Source organism: Nocardiopsis sp. MT53 (genome assembly GCF_019598965.1).
GTDB classification, from domain to species: Bacteria; Actinomycetota; Actinomycetes; order Streptosporangiales; family Streptosporangiaceae; genus Nocardiopsis; species Nocardiopsis changdeensis.
On sequence record NZ_CP080599.1, the window covers coordinates 626,315 to 644,224 of the forward strand.

General features: G+C 73.6%; 17 protein-coding genes. 8 read left to right on the top strand and 9 right to left on the bottom strand.

Going from position 1 to position 17,910, the window contains the following annotated elements:
- Positions 1 to 67: 67 nt before the first annotated feature.
- Together K1J57_RS02570 and K1J57_RS02575 are read right to left on the bottom strand one after the other, a co-directional pair.
- Positions 68 to 1,429: a four-carbon acid sugar kinase family protein gene (locus K1J57_RS02570; protein WP_220562879.1), complete on the bottom strand. Its 1,362-nt coding sequence runs from the start codon at positions 1,427 to 1,429 to the stop codon at positions 68 to 70.
- Between the two features lie 92 nt (positions 1,430 to 1,521).
- The gene (locus K1J57_RS02575) at positions 1,522 to 2,730 is read right to left on the bottom strand and encodes an MFS transporter (protein ID WP_220562880.1); all 1,209 of its coding nucleotides are present in this window, start codon (positions 2,728 to 2,730) and stop codon (positions 1,522 to 1,524) included.
- 79 nt (positions 2,731 to 2,809) lie between these two features.
- On the opposite strand from K1J57_RS02575, the gene K1J57_RS02580 reads away from it, so the two are divergent.
- Positions 2,810 to 3,421 carry a TetR/AcrR family transcriptional regulator gene (locus K1J57_RS02580; RefSeq protein WP_220562881.1) on the top strand — a complete coding sequence of 204 codons (612 nt, stop codon included), beginning with the start codon at positions 2,810 to 2,812 and terminating at the stop codon, positions 3,419 to 3,421.
- Here K1J57_RS02580 and K1J57_RS02585 read toward each other — a convergent pair.
- Positions 3,418 to 4,509 carry a Gfo/Idh/MocA family oxidoreductase gene (locus K1J57_RS02585; protein WP_220562882.1) on the bottom strand — a complete coding sequence of 364 codons (1,092 nt, stop codon included), beginning with the start codon at positions 4,507 to 4,509 and terminating at the stop codon, positions 3,418 to 3,420. The genes K1J57_RS02580 and K1J57_RS02585 overlap by 4 nt on opposite strands.
- Positions 4,510 to 4,722: 213 nt before the next feature.
- Between K1J57_RS02585 and K1J57_RS02590 the strand changes: the two genes are divergently transcribed.
- The 3 genes from K1J57_RS02590 (at position 4,723) to K1J57_RS02600 (ending at position 8,086) form a co-directional block, all read left to right on the top strand.
- On the top strand, positions 4,723 to 6,078 hold the full coding sequence (locus K1J57_RS02590) for an ABC transporter substrate-binding protein (RefSeq protein WP_220562883.1): 1,356 nt from the start codon (positions 4,723 to 4,725) through the stop codon (positions 6,076 to 6,078).
- 89 nt (positions 6,079 to 6,167) lie between these two features.
- A complete protein-coding gene (locus K1J57_RS02595; protein ID WP_220562884.1) occupies positions 6,168 to 7,145 on the top strand; it encodes a carbohydrate ABC transporter permease in 978 nt (325 codons plus the stop codon).
- Entirely contained in the window at positions 7,142 to 8,086 is a 945-nt protein-coding gene (locus K1J57_RS02600; RefSeq protein ID WP_220562885.1) for a carbohydrate ABC transporter permease, read from the top strand. The genes K1J57_RS02595 and K1J57_RS02600 overlap by 4 nt, the downstream gene beginning before the upstream one ends.
- A gap of 32 nt (positions 8,087 to 8,118) precedes the next feature.
- Here the strand turns inward: K1J57_RS02600 and K1J57_RS02605 are convergent, their stop codons facing one another.
- The 5 genes from K1J57_RS02605 to K1J57_RS02625 all read right to left on the bottom strand — a co-directional run bounded on the left by K1J57_RS02605 (position 8,119) and on the right by K1J57_RS02625 (position 13,336).
- The gene (locus K1J57_RS02605) at positions 8,119 to 9,039 is read right to left on the bottom strand and encodes a fructosamine kinase family protein (RefSeq protein ID WP_255646805.1); all 921 of its coding nucleotides are present in this window, start codon (positions 9,037 to 9,039) and stop codon (positions 8,119 to 8,121) included.
- Between the two features lie 10 nt (positions 9,040 to 9,049).
- Positions 9,050 to 9,580 carry a low molecular weight protein-tyrosine-phosphatase gene (locus K1J57_RS02610; RefSeq protein ID WP_220562887.1) on the bottom strand — a complete coding sequence of 177 codons (531 nt, stop codon included), beginning with the start codon at positions 9,578 to 9,580 and terminating at the stop codon, positions 9,050 to 9,052.
- Positions 9,581 to 9,657: 77 nt separating this feature from the next.
- Entirely contained in the window at positions 9,658 to 10,092 is a 435-nt protein-coding gene (locus K1J57_RS02615; RefSeq protein WP_220565310.1) for a response regulator, read from the bottom strand.
- Positions 10,093 to 10,100: 8 nt separating this feature from the next.
- Positions 10,101 to 12,035: an ATP-binding protein gene (locus K1J57_RS02620; protein ID WP_220562888.1), complete on the bottom strand. Its 1,935-nt coding sequence runs from the start codon at positions 12,033 to 12,035 to the stop codon at positions 10,101 to 10,103.
- A 23-nt stretch (positions 12,036 to 12,058) separates the two neighbouring features.
- A complete protein-coding gene (locus tag K1J57_RS02625; protein ID WP_220562889.1) occupies positions 12,059 to 13,336 on the bottom strand; it encodes a PP2C family protein-serine/threonine phosphatase in 1,278 nt (425 codons plus the stop codon).
- A gap of 454 nt (positions 13,337 to 13,790) precedes the next feature.
- Here K1J57_RS02625 and K1J57_RS02630 point away from each other — a divergent pair, with 454 nt between their 5' ends.
- From K1J57_RS02630 to K1J57_RS02640, 3 genes are all read left to right on the top strand, one after another.
- Positions 13,791 to 14,468, top strand: a complete 678-nt coding sequence (locus K1J57_RS02630; RefSeq protein WP_220562890.1) for a heme oxygenase (biliverdin-producing) — start codon at positions 13,791 to 13,793, stop codon at positions 14,466 to 14,468.
- Between the two features lie 94 nt (positions 14,469 to 14,562).
- Complete coding sequence (locus K1J57_RS02635) at positions 14,563 to 15,222, top strand: TetR/AcrR family transcriptional regulator (protein WP_220562891.1); 660 nt, start codon at positions 14,563 to 14,565, stop codon at positions 15,220 to 15,222.
- Positions 15,223 to 15,353: 131 nt separating this feature from the next.
- Complete coding sequence (locus K1J57_RS02640) at positions 15,354 to 15,623, top strand: hypothetical protein (protein WP_220562892.1); 270 nt, start codon at positions 15,354 to 15,356, stop codon at positions 15,621 to 15,623.
- A gap of 195 nt (positions 15,624 to 15,818) precedes the next feature.
- Here K1J57_RS02640 and K1J57_RS02645 read toward each other — a convergent pair whose 3' ends face one another.
- The gene (locus K1J57_RS02645) at positions 15,819 to 16,730 is read right to left on the bottom strand and encodes a 3'-5' exonuclease (protein WP_220562893.1); all 912 of its coding nucleotides are present in this window, start codon (positions 16,728 to 16,730) and stop codon (positions 15,819 to 15,821) included.
- A 186-nt stretch (positions 16,731 to 16,916) separates the two neighbouring features.
- Here K1J57_RS02645 and K1J57_RS02650 point away from each other — a divergent pair, with 186 nt between their 5' ends.
- Positions 16,917 to 17,879, top strand: coding sequence for an asparaginase (locus K1J57_RS02650; protein WP_220562894.1), 963 nt, complete (start codon positions 16,917 to 16,919; stop codon positions 17,877 to 17,879).
- Positions 17,880 to 17,910: the final 31 nt, after the last annotated feature.

Sequence of the window (17,910 nt, forward strand, 5' to 3'; positions counted from 1 at the left end):
GCGGGCGGCGCTCCCGGACCCCTCCGGGGCCGCCGCCCGGCCTGACCGCCCGGCCGCGGCCGGGCGGTCAGGCCGGGTCGTGGACGAGGGTGGGGACCACGTGCTCGGAGACCTCCGAGTGGACCTGGTGCAGCCGCGCCTGGACGGCGCGCCGCAGCTTGGCCAGGCACTCGACCAGGGTGATGTCGTCGCCCACCAGGCCGCCCTTGGCCACCACCGGCGTCCCGTCGAGCGGGCCGCCCGTGATGTGGCCGTGGACCGCCAGGGGGACCACCTCTCCGCCCACGTCGAAGGCGTGCACGCCCAGCTCGTCGAACAGCCCCGAGACCAGGTCCCCGCCCGTCAGGTACAGCCCGCTGGGCAGGGCGTGCGCGCCCGTGCTGTCGGCGATCTCCTGGACGGTGTCCGCGACCAGCCGGGCGATGCGGACCGGCAGCTCGGCCCTGACCCGCCCCGGCAGCGCGCGCACCCGCTCGGAGGTGGTGACCACCCGCAGCACGCACACGTCCGGGAACCCCGACGCCAGCAGCTTCTCCGTCAGCTCCGCCGCGACCTCGTCGGCGTGGTCCCCGTCGGGGTCGGCGAAGGCCACCGCGTCCAGGTCCACGAAGCGGACCGCGCCGGTGCGCGCCACCGTCGCCAGCTGCCGCCGGGTCAGGTCGGTGGTGCTGGCCACCACCCCCAGCAGGGGCCCGCGGGTGCCCGCCTGGCCGCGCAGCCGCAGGGCGTAGGCGAGCAGCGCCCCCGTGGGCCCCGGGTCGACCGAGACCCATACGGTGCCGTCGTCGTGGTGGGCGGCCGCGGCGGCCTCGGCGATGTCGGTGAGGTGCTGCTCGCTGGTGGCGTCGCACAACACCACCGGCTCGTCCCCCGCCAGCAGTTCGGCGGTGAGCATGCTCTGGGTGACCTGGCGGACCGGGACGTGCCGGACGGCCAGGCCGGACTGGGCGGCCACGATGTCGGCGACCGCGCCGGTGGTCATCGGGTGCAGCGGGTCGTGGGCGAGCTCGGTGTCCTGGAGGGGGACCCCGTTGAGGAGCTGGACGCCGTTCTCGGTGGTGCGCCCGCTCCCCGGGAAGGCCGGGGCGAGCAGCACCCGCACCCGGGTCCCCGCGGGCACCCGCTCGCGCACCTCCCGGTAGGCGGCCTCCAGCTCCGCGCCGACGTTGCCGCGCAGGGTCGAGTCGGTCCGCTTGACCACCAGGCCCACCGGCCAGACCGCCTCCACCACGTCGGCGATCAGGTCGACCGCCTGCTCGGCGGGGACGTGCCGGCTGTCGAGGTTGGCGACCACCACGTCGTAGTCCCCCGCGACCCGGCTGACGTGCTCGGGGGTCACGGTGGCCACCCGCATCCCGGTGCGCGCGAACCGGGCCCCGGTCGCATTGGCACCGGTGAGGTCGTCTGCGACCACGAGGACCTGGGCCACGGGAGTCTCCTTCGGCGAAACGCTCGGGTAACCTCCCTCCAACATAGGCCCGTACGGGCGTGCGCGGGGCCGAACGGCACCGGCGGAAGGGCTCACTCCCCCCGCCGCGGGCGGCGCAGGAGCGCCAGGGAGAGGGCGCAGCCCAGGGCGAGGGCCGCGGCCGCGCCCAGCGCGACGGCGGCGAAGCCCCGCCCGGACAGGGCCGCGGCGAGCTGCGGTCCCGCGCCCGCCCCGACGAACAGCGCGAAGGTGTACAGGGCGGTGGCGGTGGCCCGGGCCCGTCCGGCCCGCGCCCCGACGGCCTGGACCAGGGCGGGGGCGGCGACGGCGACGCACCCGGCGAGGACCGCCAGGAGAACGCCCACGGCGAGGGGGCCCGCGTCGGCGAACGGGGCGAGCAGGGCGGCGGTGAGCGCCGCCCCGGCCAGGGAGGCGCAGATCCTGGCCTCGGGGGCGGAGCGGGCCAGGACACCGGAGAGCAGGGGGACCGCGAACATGGCGGGCAGCGCGCCCGCGCGCAGGGCCAGGAGCGCGCCCGGGTCCGGGGCGGGGCCGTCCGGACCGGCGAGTTCCAGCCCGCCGTACACGGCGACGAGGCCGAGCAGCACCGTGGCGGTGGCGCCGTAGAGGACGGGCAGCCCCGGGGTGCGCAGCAGGGCGGGGATGCCGCCGGGGGCTCCGGCGGCGGTGTCGGCGGGCGCCTCGTCGGGGGCCAGCGCGAACCGCAGGAGCAGCGCCGCCGCGGCCAGGCAGAGCGCTCCGGCGAAGAACACCCAGCGCCAGCCCGCGGCCTGGCCGACCGCCTGGGCGGCGAGCTGTCCGATGACGGCGGAGGCGAGGAAGGAGCTGGTGAGCCAGGTGATGGCGGTGACCCGGCGGTGCGCCGGGACGCGGGCCGCGACGTACCCGAAGGCGGCGGGGGCGAAGGAGGCCGCCGCGAGCCCCTGGAGCGCCCGCAGGGCCAGGCCGGAGACGGCGTCGGGGGCCAGCGGGAGCGCGGCCGTCAGCAGGGCCGTGGCGGGGGCTCCCAGGAGGATCACCCGGCGCGGTCCGTAGCGGTCGGCGGCCGGCCCCCAGGCGAGGAAGCCGGCGGCGTAGGCGACGGCGAACGCGGTCACCGCCCAGGCCGCGGTGGAGCGGTCCGTGTCCCAGTCGGCGGCGACGGGTCCCAGGACGGGGAGGACCGCGTAGAGCTGGCCGACGACCAGGACGCCGGTGACGGCCAGGGCCGGGACGGCGAGGGGGTGCGCGGACGCTCCCGGGCCCCGGGCGGTCCTGTCGGTGGTCTGTGGTGAGGGCATGGCACCATCATTAAAAACCAACTGGTTGGTTGTCAACAGTCGAGAAACCAACCGGTTGGTGGTGGCCTACGATCGGGGGATGCGCAACGCCGACCGCACCGAGAACACCCGCGCCCTCCTCCTCCGGGCGGCGCGCGAGGAATTCGCCGCACACGGCATCGCCGGGGCCCGGGTGGACCGGATCGCCGAGCGCGCCGGGGTCAACAAGCAGCGCATCTACGCCCACTTCGGCGACAAGGAGCAGCTCTTCCGCCACGTGGTCGCGGACGCCCTGGACGAGCTCTCCCGGGCCGTGACCCTCACCGACGACGCCGACCCCGGCGAGTACGTCGCGCGCGTCTTCGACTACCACCGAGCCCGCCCCGAACTGCTGCGCCTCTTCCTCTGGGAGGCCCTGCACTACGGGGACTCGCCCCTGCCCGGCGAGGAGGAGCGCGCCCGCCTCTACGACGCCAAGACCGCCTCCCTCTCCGAGGCCCTGGGCGGCGGGGTGCCCGAGGCCGAGGTGCGGCTGATCCTGCTGACCCTCATCGGCATGGCCGCGTGGCCGCAGATCACCCCGCAGCTGGCCCGCCTGGTGCTCGGCGGGGGCGGCTCCGGGCCCGACCCGGAGCGGCTGCGGGACCACCTGGTGCGGTTCACCCGCGACGCGGTCTCCGCACCCCGGAACGACCCGCCGGACGCCCCCTAGCGCCCCGGGAGCGCGGCGACCGTGCCCGTGCGGGCGCTGCGCCGGGCGGCCTCGATGACCTCCAGGCCGTGGATCACCTCGTGCGGGTCCACCGGCAGCGGCTCGCCCTCCCCCACCGCGTCGCGCACGCCCGCGTAGAACTCGGGGTAGGCGCCCCGGGCCGAGGGCACCCGCCGGGTGGACCCGTCCACGCCCAGCAGCCCCCAGGCCGACTCGGGCAGCACCCCCCAGTCCTCGGCGGTCGGGCTCTCCCCCGCGAGCAGGCGCGCCTCCTGCCCGTCCATGCCGTGGCTGGTGAACGCCCCCGCGTCGCCCAGCACCCGGAAGCGCGGGCCGGCCTGGGCGGTGAGCGCGCCCATCCACAGCTGGGAGCGGGTGCCCCGGGCGTGGTGCAGCGACAGGAAGACGTCGTCGTCGGCCTGCACACCCTCGCGCAGGGTGTCCACCTCGGCGTAGACCGACGAGACCGGCCCGAACAGGTTCACCGCCTGGTCGATCAGGTGCGGGCCCAGGTCGTAGAGCAGCCCCGCGCCGTTCTCCACCGCGCCGCTCTCGCGCCAGGTGCCCTTGGCCCGCGGCCGCCAGCGCTCGAACCGGGACTCGAACCGGTGCACCCGGCCCAGCACGCCCTCCTCCACCAGGTTCCACAGGGTCAGGAAGTCCGCGTCCCACCGGCGGTTCTGGTACACCGTGAGCACCCGGCCCAGCTTCTCGGCCAGGTCGGTGAGCTCGCGGGCCTGTCCCGCGGTGAGCGCGAACGGCTTGTCCACCACCACGGACATGCCCGCCTCCAGCGCCGCCCGGGCCAGCGGGGCGTGGGTGTCGTTGGGGGTGGTGACGACGGCGATCTCGTAGCGCCCGGCGTCGGCCCACAGGTCGGCGACGGTCGGGTACACGGTGGCGTCCGGGTGGCGTTCGCGGACCGTGCGGGCGCGCTCGGGGTTCCCGGTCACCACGGCGGACAGGCGCAGTCCGGGGACCGCCTCGATGACCGGGGCGTGGAAGACCTCACCCCCCTTGCCGTAGCCGATGAGGGCGACGTGCAGCTCGGGGCCGTCATGCTCGGGGACCTGCGGTGCGTTGGACATGTCCCCAATTTACGGCGCGGTGGCCCGGGCGCGGGAGCGCGCGGGCCCGGTGTGCCGCGCACCCGGCGGAACGTCGGGTCATGGGCGGTGACCAGGGCGTTTCGGCATCGTTACGAAAGTATTTGCGGATTTTGTAGACATTTTCATGCAATGCGGATTGCATCATGTTTCAACGTGCCCCGAGTCACATGTCCCCTCGCACAAGGGAGAACCATGCCGAGAACAGAATCCGGGAACCGCCGTCACCTGGCGCTGGTCGCCGCGGCGGGGAGCGCCGTCCTCCTCGCCACGGGCTGCTCCTACCTGAGCGGTGAAGGCGGCGGGGGCGGTACGGACGCCGCCGACGTCGACTGCGCCCCCTTCGAGGCGTGGTCGGACGTGGAGGGGACCGTCAGCATCTACTCCTCCATCCGCGACGAGGAGGCCGAGCGGATGGACCGCTCCTGGGCCGACTTCGAAGCGTGCACCGGCATCGACATCCAGCACGAGGGCAGCGGCGAGTTCGAGGCCCAGCTGCCCATCCGCCTGGAGGGCGGCAACGCCCCCGACCTCGCCCTCATCCCCCAGCCCGGCCTGCTCCAGCGGGTCGTCGACGACGGCTACGCGGTGCCCGTCGCCGACGGGGTCCGCGCCAACGCCGAGGAGGGCTGGGGCGAGGACTGGCTCGGCTACGCCACCTTCGACGGCGAGCTGTACGGCACCCCCTACGGCGCCAACATGAAGTCGATGGTCTGGTACTCGCCGACCTACTTCGCCGACAACGACTACGAGGTCCCCCAGACCTGGGACGAGATGATCGAGCTCAGCGACACGATCGCCGAGTCCGGCACCAAGCCCTGGTGCGTGGGCTTCGAGTCCGGCGACGCCACCGGCTGGCCCGGCACCGACTGGATCGAGAACGCGCTGCTGCGCAGCGCCGGGACCGACGTCTACAACCAGTGGGTCTCCCACGAGATCCCCTTCGACGACCCGCAGGTCGCCGAGGCGTTCGAGCTGGCCGGCGACATCGTCCGCAACCCCGACTACGTCAACGGCACCTTCGGCGAGGTGGAGAGCATCGCCGTCACCTCCTTCCAGGAGGCCGGGCTGCCGCTGCTCGACGGCGGCTGCGCCATGTACCTGATGGGGTCGTTCTACTCCGCGCAGTTCGAGGAGGGCGTGACCGTCGCCGAGGACGGCGACGTGTACGGCTTCGTCATGCCGCCGATGGAGGCGGGCGCCGAGGTCCCGGTCATGGGCGGCGGCGAGTTCGCCGTGCCCTTCGCCGACCGCCCCGAGGTCGCCGCGGTCCACGAGTACCTGTCCACCCCCGAGTACGCCAACAGCCGCGCCTCCCAGGGCGCCTGGGTGTCGGCCAACCGGAACATGGACCCGACCGTGATCGAGGACCCGGCCTCGCAGTTCGCCGCCGAGGTGCTGCTGTCCCCCGACACCGTCTTCCACTTCGACGGCAGTGACGCGATGCCCTCCTCCGTGGGCACCAACGTGTTCTGGAACGGCATGGTCGACTGGGTCACCGGCACCTCCACCGGGGACGTCCTGGAGACCATCGAGTCCGCCTGGCCGTAACGGACCCGGGGGACGGCGGCCCCGCCGCCGTCCCCTCCGCCCTTCCCACCCCTCCCTCCCTCTCCCCGAGATCACAAGGGGCCCCACCCATGGAGTTCTCGTTCCTGGACGAGCTTCCCAAGATCGTGTGGATGCTCATCGGGATCGCCGCCTTCCTCGGCGTCATCGGCCTGCTGCTGCTCCTCGTCGACGTGCCCCGCACCCGGCGCGACCGGTGGCAGGCGGTCCTCTTCCTCTCCCCGGCACTGCTCCTGCTGGCGGGCGGGCTCGTCTACCCCGTCCTGCGCACCACCTACCTGTCCTTCCACGACCGCTCCGGCGACGAGTTCGTGGGGTTGGCCAACTACATCTGGATGTTCCAGCGCCCGGAGATCCTCCAGGTGCTGTGGAACACCCTGCTGTGGGTGGCGTTCGCACCGCTGCTCGCCACCGCGATCGGCCTGGTCTACGCGGTGCTGGTCGACCGGTCCCGGTTCGAGCCGGTCGCCAAGTCCCTGGTGTTCATGCCGATGGCGATCTCGTTCGTCGGCGCGAGCATCATCTGGCGGTTCGTGTACGCCTACCGGCCCGCCGACCAGGAGCAGTACGGCCTGTTCAACCAGATCGTCGTGTGGTTCGGCGGCGAGCCGCGGCTGTGGCTGCTGGAGCAGCCGCTGAACACGTTCCTGCTGATCCTGGTGCTCATCTGGGTGCAGGCCGGGTTCGCGATGGTCGTGCTGTCGGCGGCGATCAAGGCCATCCCCGCCGAGATCGTCGAGGCCGCGCGCATCGACGGCGCCGGCCCCTTCCAGCTGTTCCGGAGCATCACCCTGCCGTCGGTGTGGCCGACCCTCCTGGTCGTGCTCATCACCATCACCGTGCAGACCCTGAAGGTGTTCGACATCGTCCGCACCATGACCGGCGGCAACTACGGCACCAGCGTGATCGCCAACGAGATGTACAGCCAGGCGTTCTCCCAGGGCCAGACCGGCCAGGGGTCGGCCCTGGCGGTGTTCCTGTTCGTCCTGGTCATCCCGCTGGTGGCCCTGCAGATCCGGCGCACCCGCAAGGCGAGGGAGCTGTCATGACCTCCACCCCCACCATCCCCGACGTCCGCGACGCGGGCCCGGCCGCCCGGGTGCGGCGCAGGCTCAGCGGGTCGGCGGCGAGCCTGGCGGCCCTGGTCATCGCCGTGCTGTGGACGGTGCCCACCGCGGGGCTGTTCATCTCCTCGTTCCGCCCCGCCGACCAGATCCGCACCACCGGCTGGTGGACGTTCTTCTCCTCGCCCCAGGTGACCCTGGACAACTACCGGGACGTGCTGTTCGGCTCCGCCAGCGACGGCCGGCTGGCCAGCCACTTCGTCAACTCTCTGGTGATCACGCTGCCCTCGACGGTGTTCGTGCTGGGCCTGGCGGCGCTGGCTGCGTACGCGCTGGCCTGGATCGACTTCCGCGGACGCGACTGGGTGTTCCTCGGGATCTTCGCGCTCCAGATCGTGCCCCTGCAGATGGCGCTGGTGCCGCTGCTGCGCTTCTTCTCGCAGGGCGTCACCGTCGGCGGCGTCCAGGTGCTGCCCGCCTGGGAGCTGACCGGGGCGATGGCGTTCACCAACGTGTGGGTGGCGCATACGGTCTTCGGCCTGCCGCTGGGCGTGTTCCTGCTGCACAACTTCATCTCGCAGCTGCCCAGGACCCTGTTCGAGGCGGCCCGGGTGGACGGCGCCGGGCACGGCCGCATCTTCCTGCGGATCGTGCTGCCGCTCATCACCCCGGCCCTGGTGTCGCTGGGCATCTTCCAGTTCCTGTGGGTGTGGAACGACCTGCTGGTGGCGCTGATCTTCACCGGCGGCGACACCGCCACCGCCCCGCTCACCGTGCGCCTGGCCGAGCTGGCGGGCACCCGCGGCGAGGCCTGGCACCGGCTGACCGCGGGCGCGTTCGTGTCGATGGTCGTGCCGCTGCTGGTGTTCTTCCTCCTCCAGCGCCACTTCGTCCGCGGCCTCCTGGCGGGCAGCGTCAAGGGATAGGGCGACCCGCTCCGCGTCCCGCGCCGCCCTCGCTATCCCCGGAGGGCGGCGCGGGCCGCTTCCAGGGCGGTGGTGCGGTAGGCGGCGCCGAACAGGCACACGTGGACCAGCAGCGGGTACAGCTGGTGCAGGGCCACCCGGGAGCGCCAGCCCGCCGCCAGCGGCGCCACCTCGTTGTAGGCGTCGCGCACCCGCTCCAGGTGGGGCAGGCCGAACAGGGTGAGCATGGCCAGGTCCGCCTCCCGGTGCCCGCCGTGGGCGGCCGGGTCGATGAGCACGGCGTCCCGGGCGCGCCACAGCACGTTGCCGTTCCACAGGTCGCCGTGGACGCGCGCGGGCGGCTCGGGCTCCCCCGCCAGGTCGGCGACCCGGTCCACCACCTTCTCCACGGTGCGCCCGTCGGACGGGGTGAGCCCGCCCTGGTCGACGGCCCGGCGCAGGCAGGGGCGCAGCCGCTGCTCGGCGTAGAAGGTCGGCCAGTGCCGGGACGGCGTGTTGTCCGCCGGCAGGGGCCCGACGTAGCCGGGCCAGTCGGCGCCGAAGTGGTCCGCCCCGGTCAGGTGCAGCCCGGCCAGCCGGCGGCCCAGGCGCTCGGCGGCGCCCGGCGTGGGGTCGTCCTCCGCCACCCAGGGCAGGACCAGGATGCGCTCGTCCCAGGCGACCGGCTGCAGCACCGGCGACCCGAAGGCGCGGCCCAGCCACTCCAGGCCGCGGGCCTCGGAGGTGAGCACCGCGCTGGGCGCGGCGTTGCGCGGCAGCGACTTCACGAACAGGCGGGTGCCGTCCTCCAGCTCCGCGTAGGAGATGTCCCAGTCATGGCTGCGCTGGGCCCGCGCGGCCCGGCGCACCGGACGGCCCAGCAGGACGGTGAGCCGCTCCGCCATGGTCCCCTTGACCGGATCCCGGCGCCGGCCCTCACCGCCCCCCGCGGCGCACACCGGTCCCTCCTCCACCCGGCCTCCGCTACCGCTGCTTGAGCAGCGCGGTGAGTTCGCCGGTCAGGCCCTTGGCCGCGGCCTCCACCATGTTGAGGACGGCGGTGAACCCGTCGTCGCCGCCGTAGTAGGGGTCGGGCACCTCGGGGTTGGGGCCCGTCCCCGGGGCGAAGGAGCGGAACAGGCGCAGCCGGGACGGGTCGAAGCCGTACTCGGCCCCGTACCGGTCGACGATGCGGCGCAGGTCGCCGAGGTTGTCCAGGTCCATGGCCAGCAGCAGGTCGAGCCCGGCCAGGTCGGCCGGGTCGAACTGCCGGGCGGTGTGGTCGGTGAGGTACCCGTGCACGCGCAGGGTGGAGGCGGCCCGGGGGTCCATGGCCCCGCCCACGTGCCAGTCGCCGGTACCGGTGCTGTCCACCTCGACGAGGCCGCTCAGCCCGGCCCGTTCCAGGTCGGCGGCCAGCACCTTGGCGGCCATCGGCGAGCGGCAGATGTTGCCCAGGCAGACCACGCCGACACGGTAGGGACCGTCGGGGTGGCGGGGTTCCGGCAGGCTCATACCTCTTACCGTAACGAAAAACCGGCGCGGCCACCCGCTCTGCGGCGGGCGCGTTCGCCGCGGTCCGGTAACGCCGTCTACCCCTTGGGCAGGCGCACCACGGTGACGAAGAAGTCGTCGATCTGGCGCACGACCTTGATGAACTGGTCGAAGTCCACCGGCTTGGGCACGTAGGCGTTGGCGTGCAGGCGGTAGCTGCGCAGCACGTCCTCCTCCGCCTCGGAGGTGGTGAGCACGACGACGGGGATGTGCGCGAGCTCCTCGTCGTTCTTGACCTCCTGGAGGACCTCCCGCCCGTCCTTGCGGGGCAGGTTGAGGTCGAGCAGGATCAGGTGCGGCCGCGGGGCCTGGGCGTACTCGCCCTCCCGGCGCAGGAAGCGCAGGGCCTCGACGCCGTCGGAGACCACGTGCAGGCGGTTGCCCAGCTTGTGTTCCTCGAACGCCTCCTTGGTCATGAGGACGTCGCCCGGGTCGTCCTCGACCAGCAGCACCTCGATGGGATGCACCAACATGACCTCGCTCAAGCCTCAGAACCCCTGTCAGGGTCCGCCCCGTCGTCGGGGGGAACCGTACCGCCATCGGACACCGGCGCGGTGGAGGTCGCCCCGGGGGAATCACCCCCGGACGCGTCCGCCTCCGGTCCGCCCCGACCCGTGGACCACCGTGCGGCCGTCGGTGCCGGGGCCGCCGGGGCGGTCTCGGCCTCCTGAACCCCGTCGTCGGCGAGCGCCTCCCGGGCGGCGGGTGCGCCGTCCGCTTCCGCGGTCTCCTCCTGCCCGGGGTCGACGGGCAGAGACCAGCATATGCGCGTTCCGGTACGGGGGGCCTCCCCCTCACCGGAGGTTTCCGATCCGTGCGAGGTGTCCAGCCAGATCCGGCCGCCGTGGAACTCGACGATCTTCTTGCACATCGCCAGGCCGATCCCGGTTCCCGTGTACTTCTCCCTGGTATGCAACCGCTGGAAGATCACGAAGATGCGCTCGGCGTACTGCGGTTCGATCCCGATTCCGTTGTCCTGGCAGCAGAAGATCCACTCGTCGCCCCGGCGCTCGACGCCGATGCGGACGCGCGGGTCCTCCTCGCCGCGGAACTTGACGGCGTTGCCCACCAGGTTGAAGAACACCTGGGTGAGCAGGGTGCGGTCGCCCTGGACGGTGGGCAGGCCGTCCCAGACCACCTCGGCGCCGGTCTCCTCCAGGCGGGTGGACAGGCTGCTGAGGGCGTCGTCGAGGGCGGCGTCGAGGTCGACCGCGGCGAAGTTCTTGGTGCGGCCGACCCGGGAGAAGGCGAGCAGGTCGTTGATGAGGGTCTGCATGCGCTTGGCGCCCTCGACCGCGAAGTCGATGTAGGAGTCGGCGCGTTCGTCGAGCTGCCCGTGGTAGCGGCGCTGGAGCAGCTGGCAGAAGCTGGCGACCTTGCGCAGGGGCTCCTGGAGGTCGTGCGAGGCGACGTAGGCGAACTGCTCCAGTTCGAGGTTGGAGCGGCGCAGCTCCTCGGCCTGGTGCTCCAGCAGGGCCGACTGCTCCTGGAGCTTGCGCCGGGCGGAGGCGACCTCGTCCAGGTCCTGGACGATGCGCTCGCGCATGGCGTCCACGTCCCGGCCCAGGCGGACGATCTCGGGTGGGCCGTGCAGGGAGATGCGGTGGGCGTAGTAGCCCTCCGACACCTGGCGCATGTGCCCGGCCAGCTCCTCCAGGGGGCGCAGCACCCACTGCTGGAGCATCACCCACAGGAACACCGACAGGAACACCACGACCAGGCCGACCAGCACCAGCAGGGCGACGACCTGCTGGGTGGCCAGGGTCAGGCCGCTGCGGGCCTCCTCGATCTCGTTCTGGAGGTTGCGCAGGGCGGCCTCGCTGGAGCGGGTGAGCTCCAGGTAGAGGACGCGGCCGCGGCGCAGGTCGTCCGGGCTGGGCTCCTGCCCGTTGCCGACCTGCTCCAGGGTGGGCTCGGCGAACTCGTCGGTCCAGATCTCCCCGGCGCGCAGCAGGGCGTCGATGTTCGACGCCAGGACCGGGTCCTCCTCGCGGCGGCTGTCGGCCAGCTCGCGCAGCAGCGCCCGCTCCTCGGTGATCTTGAGGCGGGCGTCGATGTAGGGCTGGAGGAACTCGCGCTCCTCGGTGAGGATGTAGCCCCGCAGGGCGTGGTCCTGGGTCAGGTAGGCGGAGCGGAGCTGCTCGACCGAGCCGACGGCCGGGGTGAGCTCGTCGACCTGGAGGGCCAGGGAGTCGCGGGCGCTGAAGGCGGCCAGGGTGATGATCGAGACGGCGACCACCAGGACGACCGCCACCACGGTCAGCAGGCTGGTCACCCGGCGGCGCAGGCTCCACGACTCGTGGGGCACGGCCGGCCGGCCCCGGTCTCCGTTGACGAAGTGGACGCCGCCGACGGAGGGGGTCGGGGGCGCGCCGGTGTCCGGGCGGGCCTCGGCTCCGTCGGTGTCGGTCGCCATGGCCGTCCCCTCCCCGGGAGGTGTCACTCCCGGTCTCCGTTGTTCTCCCCGTGGTCGTCGTGGGTGATGAGGAGCATCGCCACGTCGTCCTGGAGCGGTCCCCCGTTGCTGCGTTCGGCCTCGTCCACCACGTGCTCGGGCAGGCGGGCCAGGGAGACGCCCTGTTCCAGGATGCCGGTGACCAGCCGGCGCAGGCCCGCGACCTCCAGGCGCGCGGGCGGTTCCCCGTCGTAGGCGTCGACCAGGCCGTCCGTGTACATCAGCAGGCTGGAGCCGCGCGGCAGGCGGACCTCGTCGACGTCGGCGTCCTCCACCGGGAAGACGCCGAGCGGGGGCTGGGGGGTGACCGGGGTCTCCGCCACGGAGGTGTCCCGGACGATCATGGGCGGCGGGTGGCCCAGCACGCGCAGCCGGACCCGGTCGTCGCCGGTGTCCATGCTCGCCATGCACAGGGTCGCGTACATCTCCTCCTGGGCCCGCTCGCTGACGAGGATGGCCTCCAGGTTGGGCAGCACCGTGGACTCGGCGACCCCGGCCATGATGAGCGTCCGCCAGGCGATGCGCAGGCTGACGCCCAGCGCGGCCTCGTCGGGGCCGTGGCCGCTGACGTCGCCGATGATGACGTGGGTGGTGCCGTCCTTCTCGACCGCGTCGTAGAAGTCGCCGCCGACGATGGCGCGCTTGCGGCCGGGCCGGTAGTAGGTGCGGTGGCTGAGCGGCGAGCGCTGGAGCAGCACCTGGGGCAGCAGGCCGCGTTCCAGGCGCATGTTCTCGCGGGCGCGCAGGCGGGCCTCGCGGAGCTGGTGGGCGTTCTCGTCGGCGCGGCGGCGCTCCAGGGAGTAGCGCAGGCTGCGGCCCAGCAGGGAGCCGTCGACCTGGCCCTTGACGAGGTAGTCCTGGGCTCCGGCGGAGACGGCGGCGACGCCCTCGTGCTCGTCGTCCAGGCCGGTGAGGACCACGACGGCCGCCGAGGGCGCGCTCTGGAGGACCTCGCGGAGCAGGTCCAGGCCGTGCGCGTCGGGCAGGTTGAGGTCGAGCAGGACGCAGCCGCGGAAGCCCTTGAGGTGGTCCCGGGCCTCCTCGAGGGTGGCGACCCACGTGATCCGGGTGGTGAGCGCTGTCTCGGCGAGCAGTTCCTCGGCCAGGAAGGCGTCGCCCGCATCGTCCTCGATCAGCAGGACGTCAACCGATTCGACGGCAGCCTCCACCCGTTCGTTCAGGACGGCGTCGCCCAGGGCGGCGCGGCCGTCGGCGGCCACGCCGTCAGCGGGGGCGGTGTGCGCCGTCCCCGTGCCGATCACCGTCGTGGGATCGTGCCCTGTTCTCCTGGTATCCACTCATCGCCTTCGGTCTGACGGTCCGCGGGCGCTCGCCGTCGCGCCGCGTGGGCCCGAGACGGACACCCCGGGGCGGTTCGGACCGCATGGCTCCCCAAAAGATAAACGCCCCGGGGACCTGTTGACCAGCAGGCGTGGGGGAGACACATCCGACGGATTCGCGGGGAACCCCGTCGTCGGAGGGGGTCGGCGGGCCGGAACCGGCTGGGGGCCGGGGTTTTGCGCGGGGCCGCCGGGGGCGGTCCGCGGGCGCGTGCAGGGGCATGTGCACGGGGGCGGCGCTTGTGAGGCCGCACACAGGCTAAGCGACACCGCCCGTGTTTTTTATGACAGCCTGTCGTATCCTCCTTGAAGGAAGGCTCACCTAAATGACATCATGTCATCAAAGGCACCGATCGAGGAAGTACGGAGAACGCGGATGAGCGTCACGGCCGAAGCCCCCTCCACGGCCCCCGACTCGGAGCTGTTCTCCGAGCGGCTCAAGGCGGCCACCTGGAGCGCCCACCAGGCCGCCGAGGACCACGGGTTCACCCAGGCCCTGATGTCCGGCACCCTCCCCGTGGCCGGGTACACCGCGATGGTCGCCCAGCACTACTTCGCCTACGTCGCGCTGGAGGAGGTCGGCCGCGCCCTGGCCGGCGACCCCCTGGCCGGCCGGTTCCACTACCCCGAACTGGAGCGCGTGCCCGCGCTCGTGACCGACCTGGAGCACCTGCTCGGCCCCGACTGGCGCGCGCGGATCGAGCCGACCCCCGCCACCCGCACCTACGTGGCGCGCATCGAGCAGATGACCGACCACCCCGAGGGCTTCATCGCCCACCACTACACCCGGTACATGGGCGACGTCTCCGGCGGCCAGTTCATCCGCCGCACCGCCGCCGGGGCCTACGGGCTCACCGACGGGGCCGGGGTCGCCTTCTACGTGTTCGACCGCCTGGGCAGCCTGCCCCGGTTCCGCGCGGGCTACCGCGAGCGGCTGGACTCCCTGGAGATGGACGCCGCCACCGCCGACCGGCTCATCGCCGAGACCCGCCTGGCCTACCAGCTCAACACGGAGGTGTTCGCCGACCTGGGCCGGCTGCACACCGCCCGCTGACAGCCACGGCGCCCCGGGCGCGCGCCCCCGGGAGGACACCGCGGAAGAGGCCGGACCGTGCGGTCCGGCCCCTTCGGCGTGCCACCATAGAGGAATGCCCAAGATCACGGCGCCCACCATCGCCGCCCACCGTGCCCGCACACGGGAGCGCATCATGGAGGCTGTCGACGAGCTCATCCGCTCGCAGGGGATCGACCGCGTCTCCATGACCGACGTCGCCAACGCCGCGGGCATCACCCGCACCGCGCTCTACAACTACTTCCCGGACAAGCCCACCCTGCTGCTGGCGTTCACCGAGGAGGTGAACAACCGCTTCGTGGAGGACTACCGGCGCGAGCTGCCCTCGGGGGTCTCCGCGGCCCGGCGGCTGTCGGCGTTCGTCCGCCTCCAGCTCCAGGGCATCATGGCGCACCCGCACCCGCCCGCGGCCGAACTCGGCGCCAGCCTGGGCCCGCAGGCCTACCAGGCGCTGGCCGCCCACGTCGCCCCGATGCAGAGCCTGCTCACCGAGATCCTGGAGGAGGGGATCGCGGACGGCGAGTTCGACGCGATGCCCCCCGAGGCGGTCGCCCGGCTGACCCTGTCGATGGTCGGCTCCCAGCGGATCCCCCTGGTGAGCGGCGAGATCGATCCGGAGGAGACGCACGCCCTGGTCACCCGGTTCGTGCTGCGCGCCCTGGGTGTGGAGACCGAAACCGTGGACACCATCGTCCCCAACCGGACCGCGACGGAGACCGTCGGCGACGACGCATGAGCGGCGGGTGATAACGGACCGCCCGTAACGGGCGCTCCGGTGGCGATCGGGTGATACCGAGTCGAGAACCGCGGCCCGGATCCGGTAGGAATCATGACCCCGGACCCGAGTCGTGAAGGTTCACCCCCGCCGTGTCTCTCGTGCTGCTGGCGATCGGCGCCGTGCTGGTGCTGGTCGCGATGTCCAACAGGCTGCCCCGCTACGTCCCGCCCCGCCCCGTGCGCGCCCCCGCCCGCGGCGGGTCCGCCACGCGCACCGCCACACGGGCCCCGGCGCGGTCCGCCGGCCCCCGGCTGCGGCTGGTCCCGGCCCGCCTCACCGAACAGGGCCGCGCCCTGCTCACCGCCCTGGGCGGCAGCGCGATGATCGTCGCGTTCTTCCTCGCCCTCTCCGGCTACTAGGCGCGCCCCGGGTCGCCCCTCGCCGCGCCGCCTGCGCTCGGACGGCCGCCCCTCGGGGCCGACCCGCGCCGGTCGTCTCGCGAGGGACCGCCTCGCGGCCGCCCGTGCCCGTTCGGCGCGTGCGCCGAACCGCACGAGAGCACCCACCGAACACACCCCGGGCCGCGCCGCGGGGGCGCTCGGCCGGGCCCGCCCCTAGCGGCGGCGCAGGCGGCGGCCCAGGCCGGCCAGCAGTCCGCCGGCCGCCAGGCCGCCGGCCACCGCGGCGGCCGCCGCGAGGCGGCGGCGCGCCCGCGCGTCCCGGTGCGCCGCCATCTCCGCGATCGCCCGGTCCGAGGGGCCGAACGCCCCGCCGCACAGGAAGGGGTCCAGCTCCAGGGGGCGCCAGCGCGCGCCCGGCCACGGGCGCGGGACGAACAGGTCCGGCGGGGTGGAGGTGCGCGGCTTCCAGCGCACGGCCTCCGCGGGCGCGCCCGAGGGCACCGGGACCCTGCGGCGCAGCGGGACCGCGACCGGCTCGGGCTCGGCACCGTGGTAGCGCAGCTCACCCGGGGCGTTGGCGATCATCTCCACCAGCAGGCGGGCGCAGGCGCGGGCGTCGCCCAGGGCGGTGTGCTGCCCGGTCGGCCACACGCCGCTGAGCGCGTGCGAGGCCTTGGGCAGCGAGTAGCGCTCCAGCCTGACCTGCGCGCGCAGGGCCCGCAGCGTGCACAGCCCCGGCAGCCCCTCGGGCAGGCCGACGGGGACCAGCTCCGAGGCCAGGAAGCGCTGCTCGAAGTCGAGGTTGTGGCCCACCACCACCGCGCCCGAGAGCAGCCGGACCAGTTCCGGCACCACCTCGTCGACGGACGGGGCGCCGATGACGTCGCCGTCGCCGATGCCGTGGAACTCACGGCCGGCCACGTCCGCGCGCGGGTCCACCAGGGTGGTGGACTCCCGCAGCAGGGTGCCGTCGCCGCGTACCCGCACCACGGCGATCTCGACGATGCGGGCGCCCGTGCGCGGGTCCAGGCCGGTGGTCTCGGTGTCGAGCACCGCGTACTCCAGGTCCGCCGCCCGGATGCCGCCCCTGCGCCGGGTCAGCGTCCCCATCCGCAGCGTTCCCATGCCCGTCCCTCCGTTGAAAACCACCGGCTCCACGGCCATGACCCTACTCCCCGGCGCCGACGGCCCGGCCCGCGGTGCTTCCGCGCTCCCGGTGGAAACGGAAGAAAGAGGCCCGGGGTAACGTTCTGACGCATGTCCGTACACCCCCGGACACTCCACGCACCCCTCGACGATGAGGAGACCCGTATGACCAGAACCCCGCTGCCCGAGTACGTGCCCCTCGCCGAGGTGACCCGTTCCGGGATGCGCGAGAGCGTGCACTACGGGGCGGTCGTCGGTCTGTCCGCCGACGGGCGCATCGCCCACGCGCGCGGACCGGTGCACCAGCCGATGTTCCCCCGCTCCTCCGCCAAGCCGTTCCAGGCCGTGGCGATGCTGCGCGCCGGCGCCCCGCTGTCCGGGCCCTCCCTGGCGATCGCGGCGGGCAGCCACGGCGGCGAGCCCCTGCACGAGGAGCGCGCCCGGCTGATCCTCGCCGAGGCGGGGCTCACCCCCGACGCGCTGCGCTGTCCGCCCGACATCCCCGGCGGCTCCGAGGCCCGCCGCGAGTTCGTCCGCTCCGGCCGCGAGCCCGAGCGCCTCCTGATGAACTGCTCGGGCAAGCACGCGGGCATGCTCGCCGCCTGCGTCGCGCGGGGGTGGACCACCGGGGACTACCTCGACCCGGGGCACCCCCTCCAGGTGCTCGTCCGCGAGACCACCGAGGACCTGTGCGACGAGGAGGTCGCCCACACCGCCGTCGACGGCTGCGGGGCGCCCCAGCTGGCCGTCTCCCTGGCGGGCCTGGCCCGGGGGCTGTGGCGGATGCGCACCGCGCCCGAGGGGTCGCCCGAGCGCGCGGTCCTCGCGGCCATGAGCGCCCACCCCGAGTACGTGTCCGGCACCGGCCGGGTGGACACCGACCTGATGACCCGCATGCCCGGCCTGGTGTCCAAGATCGGCGCCGACGGGGTGCTGGTCCTGTCCGCGCCCTCCGGGGAGGCCGTCGCCGTCAAGATCAGCGACGGGGACGCCGCGGAGCGGGCGCGTACGCTGGTCGCACTCGACGCCCTGCGCTCCCTGGGCGTGGACGTCTCCCCCGTCCGGGACCGGCTGCGGGTGGACGTCTACGGCGGCGGCGCGCCCGTCGGCGAGGTCCGTCCGCTCTGATCGGAGGCACAGTGCGAAACATCGTCATCGT